The 21,165-nt window shown below is 71.9% G+C and carries 14 protein-coding genes; 10 read left to right on the forward strand and 4 right to left on the reverse strand.

Going from position 1 to position 21,165, the window contains the following annotated elements; translation table 11 throughout:
• Positions 1-98 precede the first annotated feature (98 nt).
• Positions 99-1,325 (forward strand): MFS transporter, encoded by a 1,227-nt coding sequence (locus ETD86_RS22970; protein WP_138668224.1) that lies wholly within the window; start codon positions 99-101, stop codon positions 1,323-1,325.
• Positions 1,326-1,495: 170 nt separating this feature from the next.
• Entirely contained in the window at positions 1,496-2,347 is an 852-nt protein-coding gene (locus tag ETD86_RS22975; protein WP_138668225.1) for a phosphotransferase enzyme family protein, read from the forward strand.
• 229 nt (positions 2,348-2,576) lie between these two features.
• On the opposite strand, the gene ETD86_RS22980 is transcribed toward ETD86_RS22975, so the two are convergent.
• Positions 2,577-2,840 carry a hypothetical protein gene (locus ETD86_RS22980; RefSeq protein WP_138668226.1) on the reverse strand — a complete coding sequence of 88 codons (264 nt, stop codon included), beginning with the start codon at positions 2,838-2,840 and terminating at the stop codon, positions 2,577-2,579.
• 544 nt (positions 2,841-3,384) lie between these two features.
• Here ETD86_RS22980 and ETD86_RS22985 point away from each other — a divergent pair.
• The 8 genes from ETD86_RS22985 to ETD86_RS23020 are packed head-to-tail and all read left to right on the forward strand — an operon-like array spanning position 3,385 to position 18,417.
• A complete protein-coding gene (locus tag ETD86_RS22985) occupies positions 3,385-8,739 on the forward strand; it encodes a non-ribosomal peptide synthetase/MFS transporter (protein WP_138668227.1) in 5,355 nt (1,784 codons plus the stop codon).
• Positions 8,736-10,274, forward strand: a complete 1,539-nt coding sequence (locus tag ETD86_RS22990) for a class I adenylate-forming enzyme family protein (protein ID WP_138668228.1) — start codon at positions 8,736-8,738, stop codon at positions 10,272-10,274. Before ETD86_RS22985 ends, ETD86_RS22990 begins: the two co-directional genes overlap by 4 nt.
• Positions 10,271-11,791 (forward strand): condensation domain-containing protein, encoded by a 1,521-nt coding sequence (locus tag ETD86_RS22995; protein ID WP_138668229.1) that lies wholly within the window; start codon positions 10,271-10,273, stop codon positions 11,789-11,791. The genes ETD86_RS22990 and ETD86_RS22995 overlap by 4 nt, the downstream gene beginning before the upstream one ends.
• The gene (locus tag ETD86_RS23000; protein WP_138668230.1) at positions 11,785-12,024 is read left to right on the forward strand and encodes a phosphopantetheine-binding protein; all 240 of its coding nucleotides are present in this window, start codon (positions 11,785-11,787) and stop codon (positions 12,022-12,024) included. Before ETD86_RS22995 ends, ETD86_RS23000 begins: the two co-directional genes overlap by 7 nt.
• 8 nt (positions 12,025-12,032) lie before the next feature.
• Positions 12,033-13,340 carry a condensation domain-containing protein gene (locus ETD86_RS23005; protein ID WP_170223223.1) on the forward strand — a complete coding sequence of 436 codons (1,308 nt, stop codon included), beginning with the start codon at positions 12,033-12,035 and terminating at the stop codon, positions 13,338-13,340.
• A gap of 8 nt (positions 13,341-13,348) precedes the next feature.
• Positions 13,349-13,513 (forward strand): MbtH family protein, encoded by a 165-nt coding sequence (locus ETD86_RS23010; protein ID WP_138668237.1) that lies wholly within the window; start codon positions 13,349-13,351, stop codon positions 13,511-13,513.
• Positions 13,514-13,528: 15 nt separating this feature from the next.
• Positions 13,529-15,409: a non-ribosomal peptide synthetase gene (locus ETD86_RS23015; RefSeq protein ID WP_138668232.1), complete on the forward strand. Its 1,881-nt coding sequence runs from the start codon at positions 13,529-13,531 to the stop codon at positions 15,407-15,409.
• Positions 15,406-18,417, forward strand: a complete 3,012-nt coding sequence (locus ETD86_RS23020) for a non-ribosomal peptide synthetase (protein ID WP_138668233.1) — start codon at positions 15,406-15,408, stop codon at positions 18,415-18,417. Before ETD86_RS23015 ends, ETD86_RS23020 begins: the two co-directional genes overlap by 4 nt.
• Positions 18,418-18,428: 11 nt before the next feature.
• Here the strand turns inward: ETD86_RS23020 and ETD86_RS23025 are convergent, their stop codons facing one another.
• From ETD86_RS23025 to ETD86_RS23035, 3 genes are all read right to left on the reverse strand, one after another.
• A complete protein-coding gene (locus ETD86_RS23025) occupies positions 18,429-19,535 on the reverse strand; it encodes a 2-oxo acid dehydrogenase subunit E2 (protein WP_138668234.1) in 1,107 nt (368 codons plus the stop codon).
• Complete coding sequence (locus ETD86_RS23030; protein ID WP_138668235.1) at positions 19,532-20,533, reverse strand: alpha-ketoacid dehydrogenase subunit beta; 1,002 nt, start codon at positions 20,531-20,533, stop codon at positions 19,532-19,534. Before ETD86_RS23030 ends, ETD86_RS23025 begins: the two co-directional genes overlap by 4 nt.
• A 5-nt stretch (positions 20,534-20,538) precedes the next feature.
• Positions 20,539-21,165 (reverse strand): thiamine pyrophosphate-dependent enzyme (locus ETD86_RS23035; protein ID WP_211370245.1); only part of this gene is annotated, 627 nt, incomplete at its 5' end.

Genomic DNA, 21,165 nt, shown 5'->3' on the forward strand with positions numbered 1-21,165 from the left:
CTATTTCACGATTAGCATGCATGTGAACGTTTGTACGCTCGGTGGGCGCCGATGCCCAGACCTACCGGACATCCGACCTCCCACGGAGACCCATCCGCATGGACCTCGCCACGCGTCGGCGCCGGCAGGCGCTGTTCTTGTTCTTCTTGCTCCCCGGCATCGCGATGTCGTCCTGGGTGACCCGCACCCCGGACATCCGCGACCGGCTGGAGGCGTCCACCAGCCAGATGGGCTGGGTGTTGTTCGGCCTGTCCCTCGGCTCCATGATCGGGATTCTGTGCTCCGGACGTCTCGTCTCGCGTTACGGGACCAGACCTGTCATCGGCGCGGGAACCGCACTGGTCATCGTGAGCATGGCCGTCATCAGCGCCGGCAGTCTCGTGTCGTCCGTGCCGCTGGTCACGGCGGGCCTGTTCGTGTTCGGCGCGGGCATGGGAGCAGCTGACGTCGCCGTCAACGTCGACGGCGCTGACGTCGAACGGATCACTGACACCACGACGCTGCCCACCCTGCACGGCTGCTGGAGCCTGGGCACCGTCATCGGCGCAAGCGCAGGCATCGCCGCCACGGCCGCCCGCCTCCCGGTGCACTGGCATCTGGCGGCGGTCACCGTGATCGCCGCCGCGACCTTCTGCTACGCCATGCGCTTCATCCCCGCGGGCATCGGAATCCTCGCCCCGGACCAGGCCGGCGGCGGCGCCGACCACCCCAGGCCGAGGGTCTGGAAGGATCGCAAACTTCTCCTGATCGGTGCGATCGTGCTGGCGATGGCCCTGGCCGAGGGATCCGCCAACGACTGGCTGCCGCTGCTCATGGTGGACGGACACGGCTTGGACGCCACGTCCGGATCCCTCGTCTTCACGGGGTTCGCCGCCGCCATGACCATCGGCCGCTTCAGCGGCACGTTCTTTCTCGACCGCTTCGGGCGGACCACTGTCGTGCGGGCCAGCGCCGTCTCGGGGGCGCTGGGCCTGATCCTGGTGATCTTCTCGGACAACGCCGTGCTGGCCGGAGCGGCGGTTCTGTTCTGGGGGCTCGGCGCATCGCTGGGCTTCCCCGTCGCGCTGTCGGCCGCGGGAGAATCGGGACCGGAGCAGACCGCCCGCGTCAGCCTGGTGGCCACGATCGGCTATGTCGCCTTTCTCGTGGGCCCGCCCGGCCTCGGCTTCCTCGGTGACCACTGGGGCCTGCGCTCGGCCATGCTGGTGGTCCTCGCCTTCGTCGCCTCCGTCGTCTTCCTGGCTCCTGCCGTCGACACACGCCGCCGTTCCGCTGCGGCAGCAGCCGTACACGCTGACGACACCACGTGCTCCCACACTCCCTGAACCACGCAAGGGCTTGGCGTGGACACGTGCGCAGCCGAAGCGGGCATACCGCCGATCCGGTCGCGTCCCGCCGTCGCGCCACCGCGGCTCTCCGCCGACCACTTGGTATGGTGCCCAGGTCGCACCGCTTGGGAGTACGGCAGCGCTGAAGGGAGAGGGGCCAGGCGACGATGCAGGCGTCAGAGGTCCGTCGTGCGGTGGCCGCGGCCATGTCCACCGCCTCATCGCTTGACCTGACAGCCGACGACGCGATCGTTCTTCATGACTCGAACAAGCTCACTCTGCGGCTGCTGCCTTGTGACGTCCTGGCCCGGGTGGCACCTGTAGCGCATCAGGTCGCACAGTTCGAAGTCGAGCTCGCTCAGCGGCTCGCCGAATCCGGGTGCCCTGTGGCTGCTCTCGAGCCTCGAGTGGAGCCACGCGTCCATGAGCGTGATGGTTTCGTGGTCACGCTGTGGACCTACTACGAACCCGTGACACATCGAGAGGCCTCACCAGCCGACTACGCCGAGGCGCTCGAGCGGGTGCATGCCGGCATGCGCAAGCTCGATGTCGCGACGCCGCACTTCACGGATCGTGTGGAGCAGGCTCAACGACTCGTGGCGAGCCGCGACCGTACTCCGGCGCTCGCCGACGCGGACCGGGAGCTGCTCGGCGACACGTTGCGAAGCCTGAGACGAGTGATCGGCGAGCGTGGTGGCGCCGAGCAGCTGCTGCACGGCGAGCCGCACCCGGGCAACGCGCTCACCACGAAGAACGGCCTGCTGTTCATAGACCTCGAGACTTGTTGCCGTGGGCCTGTCGAATTCGACCTCGCCCATGCGCCCGAAGAAGTCAGCGAGCACTATCCGGGTGTCGATCAAGACTTGCTGCGCGAGTGCCGGATCCTCGTGCTGGCGATGATCACAACGTGGCGCTGGGATCGAGGCGACCAACTACCCAACGGGCGCCAGCTGGGCACAGAGTGGCTCGGCCAGATCCGAGCAGCCCTCGATCGCAAAGGGCTGGATACCCATGGCTGATCGCGGTACGGCCAGGGCCAGTACTGGTTCGGCTCGGCCTCGTCGAGGAGTCGCTCACCCCGGCGAGCTCCTCCAGGGATGGCCACCGCCCGCCGGGCCGCCTGCAGCGCGGTCTGCGGGTCCAGGGCGGTGCGGAAGTCCAGGGCGTCCACCAGGGCCAACCCGGCGTTCACCTGGTAGCGCGCGGGGCCGAAGGCCGCCATCCGCTCGTATAGCTTGACCCGGTCGGTCATGGTGCGGCCCCCTTCGGCTTGTCGTCGTTCCAGTACGTGTGGGCGAGCGTCGCGAGCGCGGCCGCGAGCCGGTCCGAGTGCTCATAGACCGGCACTCCGGCGAGACTGGCGTAGTCGGTGACACCGGCCAGTCCCTGCGCGGTCTCGGCCCCGAGCTGGGCGCTGCGGACCGCGGTGAGCGCCTCGTCCGGCGCGCGTACCCACATCGAGCGGCCATAGGTGCCCAGGTAGACGTAGGCCCGCCCGTCGATCCTCCCCACCCGCGGGTCTGAGCAGTGCGGCCGCCGGGGCAGGCCATCGGACCAGTTTCGCCACGGCGACCGATACCCGTCCGCGTTCCATGTCCAGCCTCGGCGTGGGGGACTGAACCCGGCTCTCCGGCGGGCCCGCCCCGGCGCGGGTTCCGCCGGGCGTCATCTCCGGCCGCGATGAGCGGCGATTCGTGACTGAGGTGGTCTGGGGGGTGACGAGTGATGGGAGCGCTCCCAGATCAATGACGAAGAGGTTTCCGAACTGTCAAATGTTCGAAAAACAGGGCTACCGAAAACCTGGGTGCAACGTGCGCATATCGCAATGTGTACTTGTTGGACCACGATGGGCAATCGGAAATGTCGATCTAGACCTTGACCTCGATGGGGGCGCTACCTAGCCTCCCTCGTGGGAGCGTTCCCACGGCCTGCACGGGCCATCGCCGTTCCGGCTACACCGAACCACTGCAGCACATCCCGGTCTGGGGCGTCATCGCCGCGGACTTCGTACGTGTACCTGTACGTGTACAACCGCGTGTTCCGAGGAGTAAGACGCGTGACCAGGAGCTCCCTTTCACCGGCCAAGCAGGCTCTGCTGGAGCGTCGCCTCCGAGCGCGCGCCACCAAGGTCAGCGTTCCGCGCCGCGACCCCGGCACTGCGCCGCCGCCGTCGGCCATGCAGGAGCGATTGTGGTTCCTTGAGCAGTACGTCCCCGGCACGGCCGCCTACACCGTGCCGTTCGCGGTCCGGCTGACCGGCGAGCTCGACGAGAACGCGCTGGCAGAGGCGCTGACGGAGCTCACGCGGCGGCACGAGAGCCTGCGCACCAGCCTGGTCACCACATCGGACGGTCGCCCGGAGGTGGTGATCGCCGCGGAGCCGCTCGTGGAGTTCCGCGTCACCGCCGACCCCGGCGAGATCGATGGGGAGCTGGCCAGGCCGTTCGACCTGGCCCGTCCGCCGCTGCTGCGCGCCCTGCTGGTGCGGTCAGCCCCCGGCGAGCACGTGCTGCTGCTCACCATGCACCACTCGATCACCGACGGCTGGTCGTGCGACATCCTGTTCCAGGAGCTGCTGGCGCTGCACGCGGGCCGGGAGCTGCCGCCGGTGCCGTTGCAGTTCGGCGACTACGCGCATTGGCAGCGCGGCCGGACCTTCGACGACGACGTGCGTTACTGGATGTCCCGGCTGGACGGGGTGCCCGCCCTGGAGCTGCCGACCGACCTGCCCCGGCCCGCCGAGCAGCGCTGGACCGGCGCCGCCGTGGACGTCATCGTGGATCCCGCCCTCACCGCGTCGATCGCGGAGCTGGGCACGGCGCACCGGGCCACGCCGTACATGACGCTGCTCGCCGCCTTCCAGGTGCTGCTCGGCCGGTTCGCCGGGCAGGACGACTTCGCGGTGGGGTCGCCGGTGTCCGGGCGGGAGCTGCCCGAGCTGGAAGGGGTCGTCGGGCCGTTCATCAACACCCTGGCCATGCGGGCCGACCTGCGCGGCGACCCGACCTTCCGCGAACTGCTCGGCCGGGTCCGCGACGCCACGCTTGACGCCTTCGCGCATCAGGCGCTGCCGTTCGACAGGCTCGTCACCGAGCTGGCCGTAGAGCGGGACGTCAGCCGTACGCCGGTGTACCAGACCATGTTCGCGCTGCAGAACTATCGCGGCCGGACCCTGGACACCTCCGGGCTGGGCGCGGAGCCGTATCCGATCCCCACCGTGGCCAGCCGGTTCGACCTGGCGCTCTATCTCTTCGAGGGCGGCGGCGGGCTGCACGGCCAGCTCGCGTACAGCACCGCGCTGTTCCGGGAGGACACGGCGCGGCGGCTGGTGGGATGCCTGGAGACGCTTCTGCGGGCGGCGGTCGCCGACCCTGAGCTGCCGATCTCCCGGTTGCCGCTGCTCGGCCCGGACGAGCGGCGGCGCGTGCTGGCCCTCGGGGTCGCCGAGCCGGCGCCGCCCGCCGGGATCCGGCTGCTGCACGAGGTCGTCGCCGGGCAGGATCCCGGAGCGGTCGCGGTGGTCGCGGGGGACGTCTCGCTCACGTACGGCGAGCTCGGCATCCGAGCCGATCGGCTGGCCCGGCGGCTGCGGAGCCTCGGCGCCGGGCCCGGGAAACGGGTGGCGGTGTGCCTGGAGCAGTCGGCCGGACTGGCCGTGGCGGTGCTCGGCGTGCTCAAGTCGGGGGCCGCCTATCTGCCGCTCGATCCGGAGCATCCGGCCGAGCGGCTGGCGGATGTGGTGCAGGACGCCGGGGTGCGGATCGCGGTGACCGATGCGTCCTCCAGGGGGCGGTTGCCCGATGGGCTGGTCACGGTCGGCCTCGACGAGCCCGATGGGGAGCTCAGCGGCCACCCGTTACCGGTCACTCGTGACGTGACCCCCGACGACCTGGCCTACGTCATTTACACGTCCGGCACCACTGGGAGGCCCAAGGGCGTCGGGATCCAGCATCGGCAGGCGCTCGTCTATCTCGCGGGACTGCGGGAGCGGCTGGAGATCAAACCCGGCGGTTCGTACGCGCTGCTGCAGTCGCTGGCCTTCGACTTCGGGGTGACGGTCTTCTACGCGTGCCTGATGACCGGCGGGACGCTGCACATCATCCCGCCGCGCACGGCCGGGCATGAGCTGGCCGAGTACGTCCGGGACGCGGGCATCGACTACCTCAAGATCACTCCGTCTCATCTGGCCGCGTTGCAGGCCGACGTGCTGCCGCGCGAGCTGCTGATCCTCGGCGGTGAGGCGGCGCCGCGCGACTGGGCCGAGGAACTGGCCGCGGTCGGGCGCTGCCGGGTCGTCAACCACTACGGACCGACCGAGGCGACGGTGGGCGTCACCACGTACCCGGTCGAGGGCGCGGGCGGCACGACCACCACGCTGCCCATCGGCAGGCCACTGCCGGGGGCTCGGGCGTACGTGCTGGACGAGCGTCTGGAGCCGGTGCCGATCGGCGTCGCCGGGGAGCTGTACCTCGGCGGGGACCGGCTGGCCAGGGGGTATCTCGAGCGTCCCGCCCTGACCGCGGAACGGTTCCTGCCCGACCCGTACGGTCCGGCCGGCGCGCGCATGTACCGCACCGGTGACCTGGCCCGTCACCTTCCCGACGGAAACCTGGAGTTCCTCGGCCGCCGCGACCTGCAGGTGAAGATCCGTGGCTACCGGGTGGAGCTGGCCGAGGTCGAGTCGGTGCTCGGCCGGCATCCCGGCGTGACGTCGGCGATCGCCGACCTGCGCGGTGGTCTGCTCGTGGCCTACCTCGTCGGTGAGTCCTCCGTCGATGTGCCCGCCGGGGCCCGGCCGGAGGCCGCCGAGGTGCGGGCGTGGCTGGCCGAACGGCTGCCCGACTACATGATCCCCGCCAGGTACGTGTGGCTGGACGAGCCGCCTCCGCTGAAGTCGCACGGCAAGGTGGACCGGGGCGCCCTGCCCGACCCTGCACCAGAGAAGACCGGGCGGTTCGAGTCGCCGCGGACCGCCGCCGAGCGGACCGTCGCCGCCGTGTGGGCCGAGCTGCTCGGCCCGCACAACGGCGGGGCCGAGGTCGGGGCCACGGACGACTTCTTCGAGCTCGGCGGGCACTCCCTGCTGGCCATGCGGGTGGTGGCCCGGCTCAGGCAGGTGGCGCCGGAGCGTACCGTCACCGTGCTCGACCTGTTCAAGCACCGCACCGTGCGGGAGCTGGCCGCGCTGCTGGAGTCGGCCGACGAGGGCCCGCGCCGCCTGCTGCACCGGCTCACGCCCGCCAGGACGGCCGCCTCCACGCTGATCTGCGCACCGTACGGGGGCGGCAGCGCGGTGATCTACCAGCCGCTCGCGGACGCGCTGCCGGCCGACTGGGCGTTGTACTCGATCGCTGTGCCCGGGCACGAACTGGGTGAGGAGGCCCGCCCCCTCGACGAGGTCGCCGACGGCTGCGTACAGGAGATTCTCGACGACATCGAGGGCCCCGTCACTCTGTACGGCCATTGCGGCCTCGGCGTGATGCTGGCCGCGGAGATCGCCCGCAGGCTTGAGGAAGCGGGCCGCGAGGTCGAGGCGGTGTACCTCGGCGGTGTCTTCCCCTTCGCCCGCCCCCGCAGCCGCCTCGCGGGCCTGACCGATCTCATGGAGCGCCTCCGCGGCGACCAGGCCTGGATCAACGATCTGCGGGCCGCCGGCATGGACGTGGAGGACGTCGGCCGCGACCAGCTCGACCTCATGGTCCGCAACCGGCGGCGCGGCACCCGGCAGGCGGAGCGCTACTTCACCCGCATGTTCGATGAGTCCGCGGCCCCGCTGCGAGCGCCGGTGATCGCGCTGGCCGGCGAGCGCGACCCGGCGATGGAGTTCTACCAGGAGCGGTACCGCGAATGGCACGTGCTGTCGGAGCTGACGGCCCTGGTCGTGCTGGACGAGGCGGGGCACTTCTTCCTGAAATATCGGGCCGGGGAACTGGCGGCCATCGTGACCGGCACGCACCGCGCCATCGCCGAGGGACGGGCCGAGCGGCTGGCACGTACACCACGATCGACGTGGTGGCTGGAGGGTGTGTCCTCTGGAGATTCCCCGGTCTCCGACACCTCCGAGACTCGTCGGGTGCGGCCGAGCATGGGGCGGTTCTCGCTGGTCGCGGCCGGGCAGCTGGTGTCGATCCTGGGATCGGCGCTGACCGAGTTCGCCGTGCCGCTGTGGATCTACACGACCACCGGCTCGCTGGTGGACTTCGCGCTGTTCGCGGTGCTCGGGCTGCTGCCGGGCATGCTGGTCGCGCCGCTGGCCGGGGCCATCGTGGACCGGTACGACCGGCGTGTGGTGATGCTCGCCGGGGACGTCACCGCGGGCGGCGTGCAGTTGATCCTGGGAGTGTTGTTGTGGACCGGCAACCTGGAGATCTGGCACGTCTACCCGCTGCTCGCGCTGCTGTCGCTCGCGCTGACCTTCCAGCGGTTCGCGTACGCCTCGGCGATCCCGCAACTCGTCCCCAAGCGGTTCCTCGGCCACGCCAACGGGGTGGTGCAGCTCGTCACCGGTACGGCCCAGGTGGCGGTGCCGCTGGTGGCGGTCGGGCTGATGGCCGTCATCGGGCTGGAGGGGATCCTGATCATCGACGTGCTGTCGTACGGTTTCGCCATCGCGGTCCTGCTGGTGGTCCGGTTCCCCCGGAGCATGGCGTGGCGGCGGCGCGAGACGGTCATGGCGGAGATCGCCGGCGGCTGGCGGCTGACCTGGGGAAATCGGAGCTTCCGCGGGATGTTGGTGTTCTTCGCCGTGCTGAACGTGTTCCTGTCGCCGCTGTTCCTGATGATCTCGCCGCTGGTGTTGTCGTTCGCGACGCTGCAGGACGTCGGGCAGGTGTCGCTGGCGGGCGGGATCGGCGTGCTGGCCGGTGGGGCGCTGATGGCCGTATGGGGCGGCCCGCGCCGGCGGCGGCTGCGCGGGGTGCTGCTGTCCACGCTCGCGCTGGCGGTGTTCTGCGTGGTCGTCGGCGTGCGGGCGGATCTGGTGGCGATCACCGCGGGGGCGTTCGGGATGTCGCTGTGCCTGACGCTGCTCAACGGGGTGTACGCGACGATCATTCAGGTCAAGGTGCCGCAGCGGTTCCACGGGCGGGTCATCGCGCTCAACACGCTCGTCGCCTGGTCCACGCTGCCGATCGGGTTCGGGCTGGTGGCGCCGTACGGGGCGGCGGTGTTCGAGCCGCTGATGGCGCCGGACGGGCCGCTGGCCGCGACGGCGGGAGCGTTGCTCGGGACGGGGGACGGTCGCGGGATCGGGTTGATGTACGTGGTCTTCGGGCTGGCCATCGCGCTGATCGCGGTGTGCGCGATGCGGGTACGGGTGCTGGCCCGGTTCGACGGCGAGGTGCCCGACGCGCCGCCCGATGATCTCGTCGGCATCCAGGAGCTGCGGCGGCGCGCGGGGGGCGAGTCGTGATCGTTCCTGGGTTGCTCGCCAGGCGAGCCGCGGAGGAGCCCGAGCGGGTCGCGCTGGAGGTCGCCGGGGGCGGCACGCTGACCTTCGCGGAATGGCACGCGCGGGCGGACTCGCTGGCGCGCGGGCTGGCCCGGCGCGGCGTGCGGCGGGGCGATCGGCTGGGGCTGCTGTTCGGGGCCGAGAACTGGACCGACTTCGCCGTGGCCTACTGCGCCACGCAGCTCGCCGGCGCAGTGGCCGTGCCGATCTCCGATCGGCTCGCTCCGGCCGAGGTGGCGTACATGCTGGAGCACTGCTCGGCGATCGGCCTGCTGCACGCAGGCAAGGGGACGGACGTGCCCTCTGACGGCGGGTACTGGAGCGCCGTGCCGGCCGAGCTGGATCCCGGTTCGCGGGAACCCGAACCGCCGGGGCCGGGGGATCTGGCGCAGATCCTCTACACCTCCGGCACCACAGGCCGGCCCAAGGCGGTGGCGGCCACCCACGCCAACCTCACCTACGGCAGCGCCACCCGGGCCAATCGCCGAAAGTTCGGGCATTCGCAGCTGCTCCTGCACGCGTTTCCGATCGGCACCAACGCCGGCCAGGCCATGTTGATCAACGCGCTGGACGCGCGCCCGGCGGTGCTGACCCTGGCGCGGTTCACCCCGGGGAGGTTCGCCAGGCTGATCGAGTCGCGGCGGGTGGGGACGGTGTTCCTGGTGCCCGCGATGGCCCTTGAGCTGCTCAACGCCGGGTTGCACGAACGGTACGACTTCTCCGGCGTGGTCCTGCTCGGGTCGGCGGCGTCGGCGCTGCCGGCGGCGCTGTGCGCGCGGCTGGCGGCGGCGTTCCCCAAGGCGACCGTGACGAACTACTACACCTCGACCGAGGCGGCGCCCGCCCAGACCGTCATGATCTACGACCCGTCGCGGCCCGCGGCCCTGGGCCGGCCGGCGCTCGGCAGCGGGCTGAGGATCACCGGCCCCGGCGGCGGGCCACTGGCGGCCGGAGAGACGGGGGAGATCTGGCTGCGGTCCCCCGCCGCCACGCGCTCGTACTACCGGGACGAGCAGGCCAGCGGGCACACCTTCCGTGACGGGTGGGTGCGGATGGGCGATCTGGGCTACCTCGACGCGGACGGCTACCTGTATCTCGTCGACCGGGAGAGCGACGTCGTCAAGTCCGGGGCGTACAAGGTGTCGACCGTGCAGGTGGAGGCCGCGCTGCACGAACACCCGGACGTGGCCGAGGCAGCGGTCACCGGCGTGCCGCATCCCGTGATGGGCACCGTACTGGCCGCCGTCGTCGTGCCCCGTTCGCGGGCGCCGCGCGTGACGGAGCTGCGGGCCTTCCTCATGACACGGCTGGCCCAGCACGAACTGCCGGCACGAGTGACCTTCGTGGACCGCCTGCCCAGAAACCACTCGGGCAAGGTCGTCAAGTCCGACCTGCGTGACCTCCTGAAGCAGGCGGACCTTGTGGTGGAAGAGGGCCCGGATGAGGCGGGTCCCATGAAAGAGACGGGCACTGTGGAGAAGGAAGGCGGAAGATGACCGGATCGTGGCAGGCCTCCCCTGCGCAGCAGGGGATGTGGCTCACCGAGCGGGCCGGGATCGCCGGGCGGGCCTTTCACATGCCGCTGGCCGTGTGGCTCGACGGGCCGCTCGACGTGGTGGCCTTGGGGGAGGCGTGTGCGGAGGTGGCGCGCAGGCATCCCCTGCTGGGCGGCGTGCTCGCCGAGGACGGTGGTGAGCTGCGGTTGGTCCCTCATGCGATGCCGCCGCTGCGCGAAGGCGGCGACCTTCAGGAGGAGCTGGCCGCGCCGGTCGATCCGGTCGAAGGGCCCGCGGCGCGGTTCACGCTGATCCGGGAGGAGGCCAAGCGGCATGTGCTGCTGTTCCAGGCCCATCACGCGGTGTTCGACGGGGAGTCCAAGGACATTCTGCTGCGGGATCTGGCCGCCTGGTACGGGGGTGCGGTGCCGCCGCCGCTGGCGTGGACGTACCCGGAGGTGGCGGTCCAGCAGCAGGTCAGGCTCGCGGACGCGCTGCCGGACGCGCGGCGGTACTGGGCGGGCCGATGGGAGGGCCGGCGGGAGTTGCGCCTGCCCGGCCTGACCGGCGTGTCCGTGGTCGCGGCGCCCGGCTCCGCCCTCGACTTCGTCCTCGAGGACCTCGGCGGGATCGCCGGGCGGCTGGAGATCACCCGTTTCGAGGTGTTGCTGGCCGCGTTCGTCGCGCTGCTGCACGCGTACGGCAACGCGCGGCCCGAGGTCGGCGTGGATCTGTCCACGCGGACCGAGTGGAGCCGGGACCACGTGGGCGCCTTCGTCAACGAGTTGCCCGTGACCGGGGCGCCCGAGGGGGGCACGTTCGGCGAGTTCGCCCGGAGCCTGCGGGGCGATCTGCGGCGGTTGTACCGGCATCGTGAGGTTCCGCTGGCCAGGGCCGTGGACGGGATCGGCCCGCGCGCCGCGCTCACGCCCGTGTCGCTCAGCTACCGCCTGCGGCCGGAGACGAGCCCGCTGTTCCCCGGGCTGGGCGCGTCGGTGGAGTGGATGATGTTCAACGGCTGGGTGCGCAACACGCTCCACCTGCAGATCGTCGATGACCACGCGGGTACGGCGGCGCGGCTGCAGTACAACCCCGCGCTCCTCGACCGGGCGGGGGCCGAGCGGATCCGGGAGGACCTCGCCGCCCTGCTGACGGCGGTGGCCGCGGACCCGGAGGCGCCGCTGGACCGGCTGCCGCTGCCCCGTCCCGTTCCTGCGGCGTCCGTGACCGCCGTCACCGCGGCCACCGCTGCTTCCGCCGCGGTCAAGGATGGGCCGGTGGGCGCCGATCTCGTGCGTGAGATTCAGGCGATCTTCGCCAAGGAGCTCGAACTGGACGACGTGGAACCCGACGACGACCTGTTCGATCTCGGCGGCCACTCCCTCACGATCACCCAGATCATGGCCAGGACCCAGAAGCTGTTCGGCGTGGAGCTCTCCTTCGAGCTGTTCATCGACGACGCGACCGCGATGGGCGTCGCGGCTGAGGTCGCCCGCCTGCGGGAGCAGGCATGCTGAGGGAGCGCGTGGCCGCGCTGGTGGCCCAGGCCAGCGACGGCGAGCTCACCACGGCGGAGGTGCTCGCGGCCGACTGCTCGCTGACGGCGCTCGGCCTCACCTCGCTGGGCTACATCCGGCTGATCGACACGATCGAGGAAGAGTTCGGCTTCGACATCGAGCTCGACGGCAGCCTCGACACGCTCGACGGGCTGGTGGACCACCTGTCCCGGTTGGCGGGCCGCCCGTCATGACCGGCCCCGTGACGGTCGAGTTCGCCGGCGCCAGGTCCGGCCAGGGACCGCTCACCTGGGGCCAGCGGGCGATCTGGCGGCTCACCGAGTGGCTGCCCCCTGGCGATCCCTACTTCAACATGCCGTGGGCTCTGCCGGTACACGGCAAGCCCGACCTGCCGACCGTGCTCGCCGCCCTCGCGCGGTTGCTCGGACGGCACGAGAGCCTGCGTACGAACTGGATCGCCGGGTCGGATGTCATCGGCCACCAGGGCGCGGAGCAGTGCGGCATGGTACAGCGGGTCGCCGGGCATGGGTGGCTGACGGTCGGGTTGGTCGATGCCGCCGGGGCCCGGCCCAGGGCGCTGGCCGGGGAGATCGCCGCCGAGCTCGCGGGCAAGGGCTTCGACTACGCCGACGAGCTCCCGGTACGCTGCGCCGTCGTCATGGACGGCGGGCGGCCGCGCGCGGTGGCGTTCGCGTTCACGCACATGGCGGTTGACGGGCGGGCGCTCGACGTCATCGCTGGCGAGTGGCCGCGGCTGCTGTCCGGGGAGCCGCTGCCGCCGGCCGTGCCGCAGCCGCTCGACCTGGCCGCCGAGGAAGGGTCGCCCGAGGGCGCGGCACGAGGCGAGCGGGCGCTCAGATACTGGCGGGCGGCACTGGATCGGATGCCGCGCCCGCTGTTCGCCGCGCCGCAGGGCGCGCCCGAGGAGTCCAGGTTCGTCAAGCTGGGCATGGAGTCGGCGGCGCTCGGTGCAGCGGTCACCAGGCTGGCCGCGGGCTGGGGGGTGAGCACCGGTAGCGTGCTGCTCGGGGCGTACGCGGTGCTGCTGTCCCGGCTGACCGGCCGCGGCACGGTCGCCATGCAGCTCGTCGTGGGCAATCGGCACGATCCCCGGCTGGCGCCCATGGTGGCCGCCCTCGTCCAGGATGGCATCTTCGTCCTGGACGTGGCACGGGGCTCGTCGCTCGCCGAGGTGGTGAGGGCCGCACACCAGGGGGTGCTGGCGTCGTACCGGCATGCTCGCTACGATCCGGCCGCCCAGCGGGCGCTGATCGAGGAGACCGGGCCGCCGCCCACCGCCTACTTCAACGACGTCCGGGTCGCCGGGGGCTGGCCCAACCTGCCATCGCAGCCGCCCGCGAGCCTCGGCCGGATCTTCCCGGTGGGGGCCTGGCCGGAGGTGGACGCCGACGTGTTCCTCTCCGTCGGACCCGCCACCCACACCTGCCGGCTGGACCTGCTAGCCGACACCGCCCTCCTGCCCCGGGAGGCGATCGAGGCGATGCTGCGCGAGGTCGAGACGCTACTGGTCAACGAGGAGAACACGTGAGTGCCGAGATGCGGGTGGTCGTCAACCACGAAGAGCAGTACAGCATCTGGGTCGCCGACCGCGAACTGCCGCCCGGCTGGTCCGACGCCGGGTTCGCGGGCACCCGGGAGGAGTGCCTGGCCCACATCGAGACGGTCTGGACGGACATGCGCCCGCTCAGCCTGCGAGATTGAAAGGCGATATCGACGTTGAGTGACGACACGACGCCGCCCCCGCCGGGGGCTGTGAACGGCGGAGCCGGCACGATATGGCGGTGGCTGGACAAGGCTCCCGACGCGGTGGCCGTGACCGGCTCCGACGGCCAGGTGACCTACCGGGAGCTGTACCGCCGCGTCGAGGACCTCGCCGCCGTGCTGCGCGGACATGGCGTCGGCCCCGAGGCGCCCGTGGGGTTGTGCGTGGAGCGGACCACCGGGATGCTCGTGGCGATGCTCGCCGTGTGGACGGCCGGCGGGGCATATGTACCGCTGGATCCGGCGTTTCCGGCCGAACGGTTGCGGATGATGCGCCATGACGCGGGCATCGGCCTCGTACTGACCCAGGCGGGCGTCGATCCCGCACTGCTGGAGGGCGTTCCCACCGTTCTCACGCTCTCACCCGGGGGCCGACCGGTGAACGGGGCTCCCCGCTCGCCCGCGCAGGTCCCGGCCATGTCCCCAGACGTGGATCGGCTGGCGTACCTGATGTTCACCTCGGGGTCCACCGGTCGCCCGAAGGGGGTGGCGGTGCCGCGTCGCGCCGTGGCGAACCTGCTGGAGGCGTTCGCCGACCTGCTGCCGATCGGGCCGGAGGATCGGTGGCTGGCCGTCACCACGCTGTCGTTCGACATCTCGGTCCTGGAGTTACTCCTGCCCCTGTACACGGGAGGCCGGGTGGTGATCGCGGCCACCGCGGAGGTCTCCGACGGGTGGGCGCTGCGCGAACGGGCCGCCGCCGAGGGGGTCACGATCATGCAGGCGACACCGGCGGGCTGGCGGATCCTGCTGGAGTCCGGCGGAATCCCCGCGACGATCAGGACCCGGTTGTGCGGTGGTGAGGCGCTGCCCCGCGATCTCGCGGACGCGCTGCTGGCGGACGGCGCCGAACTGTGGAACGTGTACGGCCCCACGGAGACCACCGTGTGGTCCACGGCCGGCAGGGTGCGGCCGGGACCCGAGGCCGTGGATCTCGGGTCGCCCATCGGGCGGACCTCGGTTCACCTGCTGAACGAGAACGGGACACCGGTCGCCGACGGGGAGATCGGCGAGTTGCACATCGGCGGCGCGGGGGTCGCCCGGGGGTACCACGGGCTGCCCGCTCAGACGGCGGCGCGTTTCCTGCCCGACCCGTACGCCGACACCCCCGGCGCCCGCATGTACGCCACGGGCGACCTGGCCAGGATCACGCGTGCCGGCCGGCTGGAGTACCTGGGCCGCGCCGACCAGCAGGTCAAAATCCACGGATTCCGCATCGAACTAGGCGAGATCGAGGCCGTCCTGCGAGCGGCCGACGAGGTCAAGGACGCCGCGGTCGCCGTCCGCGACGGGCATCTGGTCGCCTACCTGGTCCCGCGGGCGCAGGCCGTGGACTGGGCCGTGCTGCGGGAACGACTGCGCGCATCGCTCCCCGACTACATGATTCCGGTCCGGCACACGACCCTGACGTCCCTGCCGCTCACCCCCAACGGCAAGCTCGACCGCGCCGCCCTGCCCACCCCATCATGGACGCGCCCCGGCACCGCCGCCTTCCGCGCCCCGGCCACCGCGGTCGAGTCCGATCTCGCCGAGATCTGGGCGGGGGTGCTCGGCGCCACCGAGCCCATCGGCGCCGATGACGACTTCTTCGAGCTCGGCGGCCACTCGCTCGCCGCGACGCAGATCATCGCCAGGGTCCAGGCCAGGTACGGCCTGGAGGTGCCGATCATCACGCTGTTCGAGCATCCGACGATCGCCGGGTTCGCCGCCAGGCTCGACGACATGGACGACGCCGATCTCAGCCTGACCGACGTCGCCGCGCTGCGCGACCAGCTGGACGGCCTCAGCGCCGAGGAGCTCCAGGGATTGTTCGACGACCTGGCGGCCGGGTCATGAGGGCCCCGCTGTCGCCCGCGCAGGAACGGCTCTGGATGCTCCAGCGGCTGGTGCCCGACGACGCCTCGTACACGATGTACCTGGTTCGGCGCCTGCGCGGCCCGCTCGACCGCGACGCGTTCACCGGCGCGGTCGGGGCGCTCGTGGCCAGGCACGAGAGCCTGCGGACCGCCTTCGCGGAGGTGGACGGCACGCCCTGGGCGGTGGCCGCGCCGGTCGGCTGGGCGCCGCCGATCGAGTGGCTGGCAGCGGCCGAAGGGCAGGTGGGCGCGCTGGTCGCCGAACGCTCCAACGCCGCCTTCGACCTGGCCGCGGGCGTTCCGCTGCGGGTCGCCGTCATCGAGATCACCCCGGACGATCATGTGCTGTGCCTGACGCTGCACCACATCCTGGCCGACGGGCACTCCCTGGAGATCATGCTCGACGACCTGGGCGAGTACTACGCCGCCGCCGTGGAGCACCGCCCCGCCCGCCTGCCCGACCTGCGCATCCTGCCCAGCGACTACGCCCGCTGGCAGCGCCGCAGGGCGGACAAGGCCATGCCGTACTGGGCCGAGACGCTGGCCGCGCCTCCGGTCACCGAGCTGCCCTTCGCCCGTCCCGGAGCGCGCGCGGCCGTCCGGGAGGGCGGATATCACTGGGTACGGGTGAGCGCGCGTCACCTCGCCGAGGTGGAGCGGCTGGCCCTGGCCCATCGGGCGACCCCGTTCATGGTGCTCATGGCGGCGTACCAGGCGCTGCTGTTCCGGCACAGCGGGCAGGACGACATGGTGGTCGGCACCGTGGTCGCCGGGCGGGACCGGGTCGAGCTGGAGCGGATGGTCGGGTACCTCACCCAGACCCTGCCGCTGCGCGGCGACCTGACGGGCGATCCGACGTTCGCCGAGCTGCTCGGGCGGGTCAAAGGGGTGGTGCTGGACGTGATGGGCCGGCCCGCGCCGCTGCTGGAGCGGTTGGCGCGCGGCGTCGAGACGCTGCTGCCGACCGTGTTCATCATGCAGGACTACGCCGCCGGCCAGGACCGCGTGTGCGGAGGAGTCCGCGTGTCCAACTTCGGGGAACACCGCGACCAGATCGTGGTGGATCTGCTCGTGGAGGTCTGGCCGGCGGGGGACGAGCTGGCGATCTGCTTCGAGTACGACGGCGCGGTGTTCGACGCCGACGAGGTCGCGACGATCGCCGATCGCTACCTGACGTTGCTGGCCGGGGCCGTGGCCAGGCCCGACACGCCGATCTCGCGGCTTCCCGCGTGGACGGAACGAGACGAGAAGACGATGGCCGAGCTGGCCGCCGGGCCCGCTGAGCCGGTTGCGGACGGGGTGCTGGAGCTGGTGGCGGGCGTGGTGCGCCGGACACCGGACGCCGTCGCCGTGCGCTGCGGTGATCAGGTGGTCTCGTACGCGGCTCTCTGGGACCGGGCCGGCACGCTCGCCGGCACCCTGCGGGAGAGCGGCGTCCGGGAGGGCGACGTGGTGGCCGTACGGCTGGCTCCCTCCGCCGAGGTGGTCGCCGCACTGCTGGGCGTGTGGCGGGCGGGCGCCGCGTACCTGCCCCTGGACCCGGCCGACCCGCCCGCCCGGCATGCCGACTCCATGGCCGCCGCGGGTGCCGCCTGGCTGATCGGCGAGGACGGGGTCCGTGTTGTGGGGGAGGGGAGCCCGGCCAAGGGGATCGCCTATGTGATGACCACCTCGGGGTCTGCCGGGCTGCCCAAGGCGGTTCTGGTCGAGCATGGTTCGGTGGCGGCCAGGGTCGGGTGGATGCGGCGGGAGTACGGCCTGGGGCCGGGGGATCATGTGGTCCAGTTCGCGTCTCTGAGCTTCGACACCCACGTCGAGGAGATCTTCCCGGCGCTCGCGTCCGGGGCGTCGGTGGTGTCGCTGCCGGACGGCCCCGCGAGCCTGCCCGATCTGCTGGCCGGGCCGGACGGGCGGCGGATCACCGTGCTGGATCTGCCGACCGCGTACTGGCATCGGCTCGTCGAGTCGCCGGAGGAGGTGGCGTGGCCTCCCGCGCTGCGGCTGGTGATCCTCGGCGGTGAGCAGGCCGACGGGGCTGCCGTGGCCCGATGGCACCGGGAGGGGCCGGGGGCCCGGCTGGTCAACACGTACGGGCCGACCGAGGCCACGGTCATCGCCACCTGGGCCGAGCTCGACGGGACCGGCGGCCGCCCGCCCATCGGAAGGCCGCTGTCCGCCACGTCGGTGCGGGTGCTGGACTCCCGGGGGGAGCCGGTGCCGCCGGGCGCGGCGGGCGAGCTGGCGATCGGCGGCGCCGGGGTCGCCCGCGGATATGCCGGGCTGCCCGGCCGCACGGCCGCCGCCTTCGAGCCCGACCCGTACGGCGATCCCGGCGCCCGGCGCCTGCGCACCGGTGACCGGGCGCGGTGGCGCTCGGACGGGCTGCTGGAGTTCCTGGGCCGCCTGGACGACCAGGTCAAGGTGCGCGGCGTGCGCATCGAGCCCGGCGATGTGGAGGCCGCCCTGCGCGAGCACCCCGGCGCCGGGCAGGTGGCCGTGGCCGCGCGCGGCGAGGACCTGGTGGCGTACTTCACCGGTCCCGCCGACCCCGCCGAGCTGCGCGCGCACGCCGCGGGCAGGCTGCCGAAGGGTTTCGTGCCGACCCGCTGGTCACGGCTGGCGGAGCTGCCGCTCACCTCCCGAGGCAAGGTCGACAGGGCCGCGCTGCCCGAGCCGGATCGGGTCACCAGGACGGACTACACGGCGCCGCGCTCCGACAGCGAGGCGCTGGTCGCCGAGATCTGGGCCGAGGTGCTCGGCCTCGAACGGGTCGGCGTGCTGGACGATCTGCTGGAGCTGGGCGGTCATTCGCTGATGACCACCCGGGTCGCGGCGCGGCTGCGGGCGATGCTGGAGGTGGAGGTGCCGATCCGGATCGTGTTCGGCTGCGGCACCGTGGCCGGGCTCGCCGAGGCCGTCGAGGACCTGCTGATCGAGGAGATCGACGCGATGAGTGAGGAGGAGGCGAGGCGCGCCCTGACCGGGTGACGCGCCCCTCCTCAGGCGGCGATGATCTTGCGTACGGCGTTCAGGAACATCGCCGCCTCGCGGCCGTTGACGACGCGGTGGTCGAACGCGAGTCCGACCGTGACCGTGGTGCGCTTCACGATGTTTCCTGCCGAGTCGAGGGCGAACTCGTGCTGCGGCGCGCACAGCGACAGCGCGCAGGTCTGCCCCGGGAACACGATCGGCACGGCGAGGAGCACGGCCGCGTCGGTGTGCAAGGTGACGACGATGTTCCCGCCCGCCAGGTCCTCCTCACGGAACGCCCCACGCAACGCCTTCGTCCGGTACGCCGTGAGCTGCTCCGCGATCTCCTTGAGCGACAGGCGGTCGGCGCCGGGCAGCACCGGGACGTACAGGCCGTGGCCGACGTCGACGGTGACACCGACGTTCGGCGCCGGCGAGGGGCGTACGGCCAGTTCGCCACCCGGCCCGTCCCCCACCACCGGCTCGGCGAAGCACATCGGGAACTGCCCGTGCAGCGACGCGACCGCAGCAACCAGCAGCTCAGCCAGCCCGATCAGAGCCCTGGCCTCTTTGCTGAGGACGCGGGCCCGGGCGATCGCGGGGCCCGCGTCCAGCTTCACAGCGGTGAAGGCGGCCGGGATCGTGTGATGGGAACGGGTGACCGCGGCGGCCACGGCCCGCTGAACGGCCGATAGCGGCCGCGTCTGCGACGATGACGACGCGCTGTCGCCGGCGGTTTCCAGCAGGGACTCCACGTCGGCGCGCCTGATCACTTTCTTTCCCAGCGCGCGGATCCGCGCCGGGTCCACGCCGTGCTCGTCGATCAGCGCCTGGGCGGGCGCGGTGATGATCGGCCCGGCGGTGGACGCCGCACGCGCATCGACGGCCGCCGGCGGAGGCGCCGAGTCGTCGGAAATGTAGGCGATCACGTCCCCGGGCACGCAGGTCGCGCCGGTCTCCACCGCCCGCCGCAGTACGCCATCGGCCTCGGCCGCCAGCTCCTCGGCCGCCTTGGAGGTCTCCAGGACCACCACCGGATCGCCCTTGAGCACCCCGGCGCCGTCCTCGGCCAGCCACTCGACCAGCAGGTACTCGGTGTCGTTGTTGTTGAGTTTGGGCACGCGCAGCTCGGTCATGGCAGGAGCTCCCGTACGGCGCGGACGATCGCGGTGTCCTGCACCAGCACGTCACGCTCAAGATGGACGGCCGCCGGGATCACACTGGCCGCCGAGTGGACGAGGGACACGGGACGCCGCAGGCGCCCCCAGAGACGGCTGTGCACCTGCTGCGCCACTTCGGCCCCCCAGGTGCCGCCGGCGGTGCACTCCTCGGCGACGACCACGGCGCCGGCCCGCTCCAGCAGCGGCGCCAGCGGGGCCACGTCGAAGGGGTACAGACGCCGCGGCACGAGCAGCAGACAAGAGATCTCCCACTCCAGCAGCAGCGTGCGCATCGCGGCCAGGGCCCGGTGCGCCATCCCGCCCGGCGCGATGATCACACAGTCCGCCTGCCCGGGATCGTCCAGGTACACCCTGGTCACCTGGCCGGCCTGCGGCAGCACGTCGTACTGGAACAGATCGTCCGCGACCCCGCCGCCGAAGATCTGCCGGGTGTAGAGGATCTTGTCCTCGAACAGCAGGCATGGCTCGCCGCGGGCAAGCATCTCGCCGAACAGCTCGCGATGGTCGTCGAAGGGGGACACCTCGTACACCGCGAGCCCGGGTACGCCGATGAAGTGCTTCTGCAGGCTCTGGCTGTGCGTGGGGCCGTAGCCGCGACCGCCTCCGGACGGGCATCGCACGATCAGTGGCAGCCGCAAGGGCCTGCCGTACATGGAGACCGATTTACTGGCAAAATTCACGATCTGATCGAAGGCCAGGGTCACGAAGTCGGAGAACATGATCTCGACGATGGCCTTGCCGCCCGCGAGGGCCAGGCCGCCCGCCACGCCGACGATGCCGTTCTCGCTGATCGGGGTGGCCAGCACCTGGCCGGGGAAACGGCTGGACAGCCCTTTCGTGATCTTGAACGCGCCGCCGTACGGATCGAGAACGTCCTCGCCGAGCACCCGCACGGACGAATCGTCGGCGAGCACTTCGTGCAGCGCCCGGTTGAGGCTCTCCGCGACCCGCATCGCCCTCAGCCTTCCCGCGCCGACAGCGGCCGTCCGAGCACCTCACCGGCCACCACCTCGACGAACGCGCTCGCCTCCGCGTCCATGCGGGCGAAGCGGGGGGACATGGCAGCACCCTCGCGTGGGTACCAGTCGTGGTCGCGGGCGTGCCGGATCTCCTCGGCGGAGCGGGTGTCGTCGCCCTTGCTGTGCGGCCCGAGCCGGTGCGTGGCGAACTCCACCACCAGCGGCCCCGCGCCCTCCCTGGTCCGCTCGAACAGCGGCCGCAGCCCGTCCCGGATCTCGCCTATGTCCCGCGAGCCGACGTGCAGGAACCGGCACCCGAACGCCCGCGCCCGATCCCCGATCGTGCCCGCCATCTGCGCCGACGTCGGCGTGGTCTGCGCGATCCCGTTGTTCTCGGTCACCACGACCAGCGGCAGCCGCCAGAGCGCGGCCATGTTGAGCGCCTCGTACACGGCGCCCTGCCCCCACGTCCCGTCGCCGACGTACGCCAGCGCCAGCGCGCCCGGCTCGGCGTCGCGCAGCTGCAGGGCGACGCCCGCGGCGACCGGCAGGCTCTCGCCCTGGATCCCGGTGGACAGGTAGCGGCCGGAGAGAATGTGCTGACTGCCGCCCACGCCCCCGCAGAC

This window comes from Nonomuraea turkmeniaca, from assembly GCF_005889735.1.
Taxonomy (GTDB): Bacteria; Actinomycetota; Actinomycetes; order Streptosporangiales; family Streptosporangiaceae; genus Nonomuraea; species Nonomuraea turkmeniaca.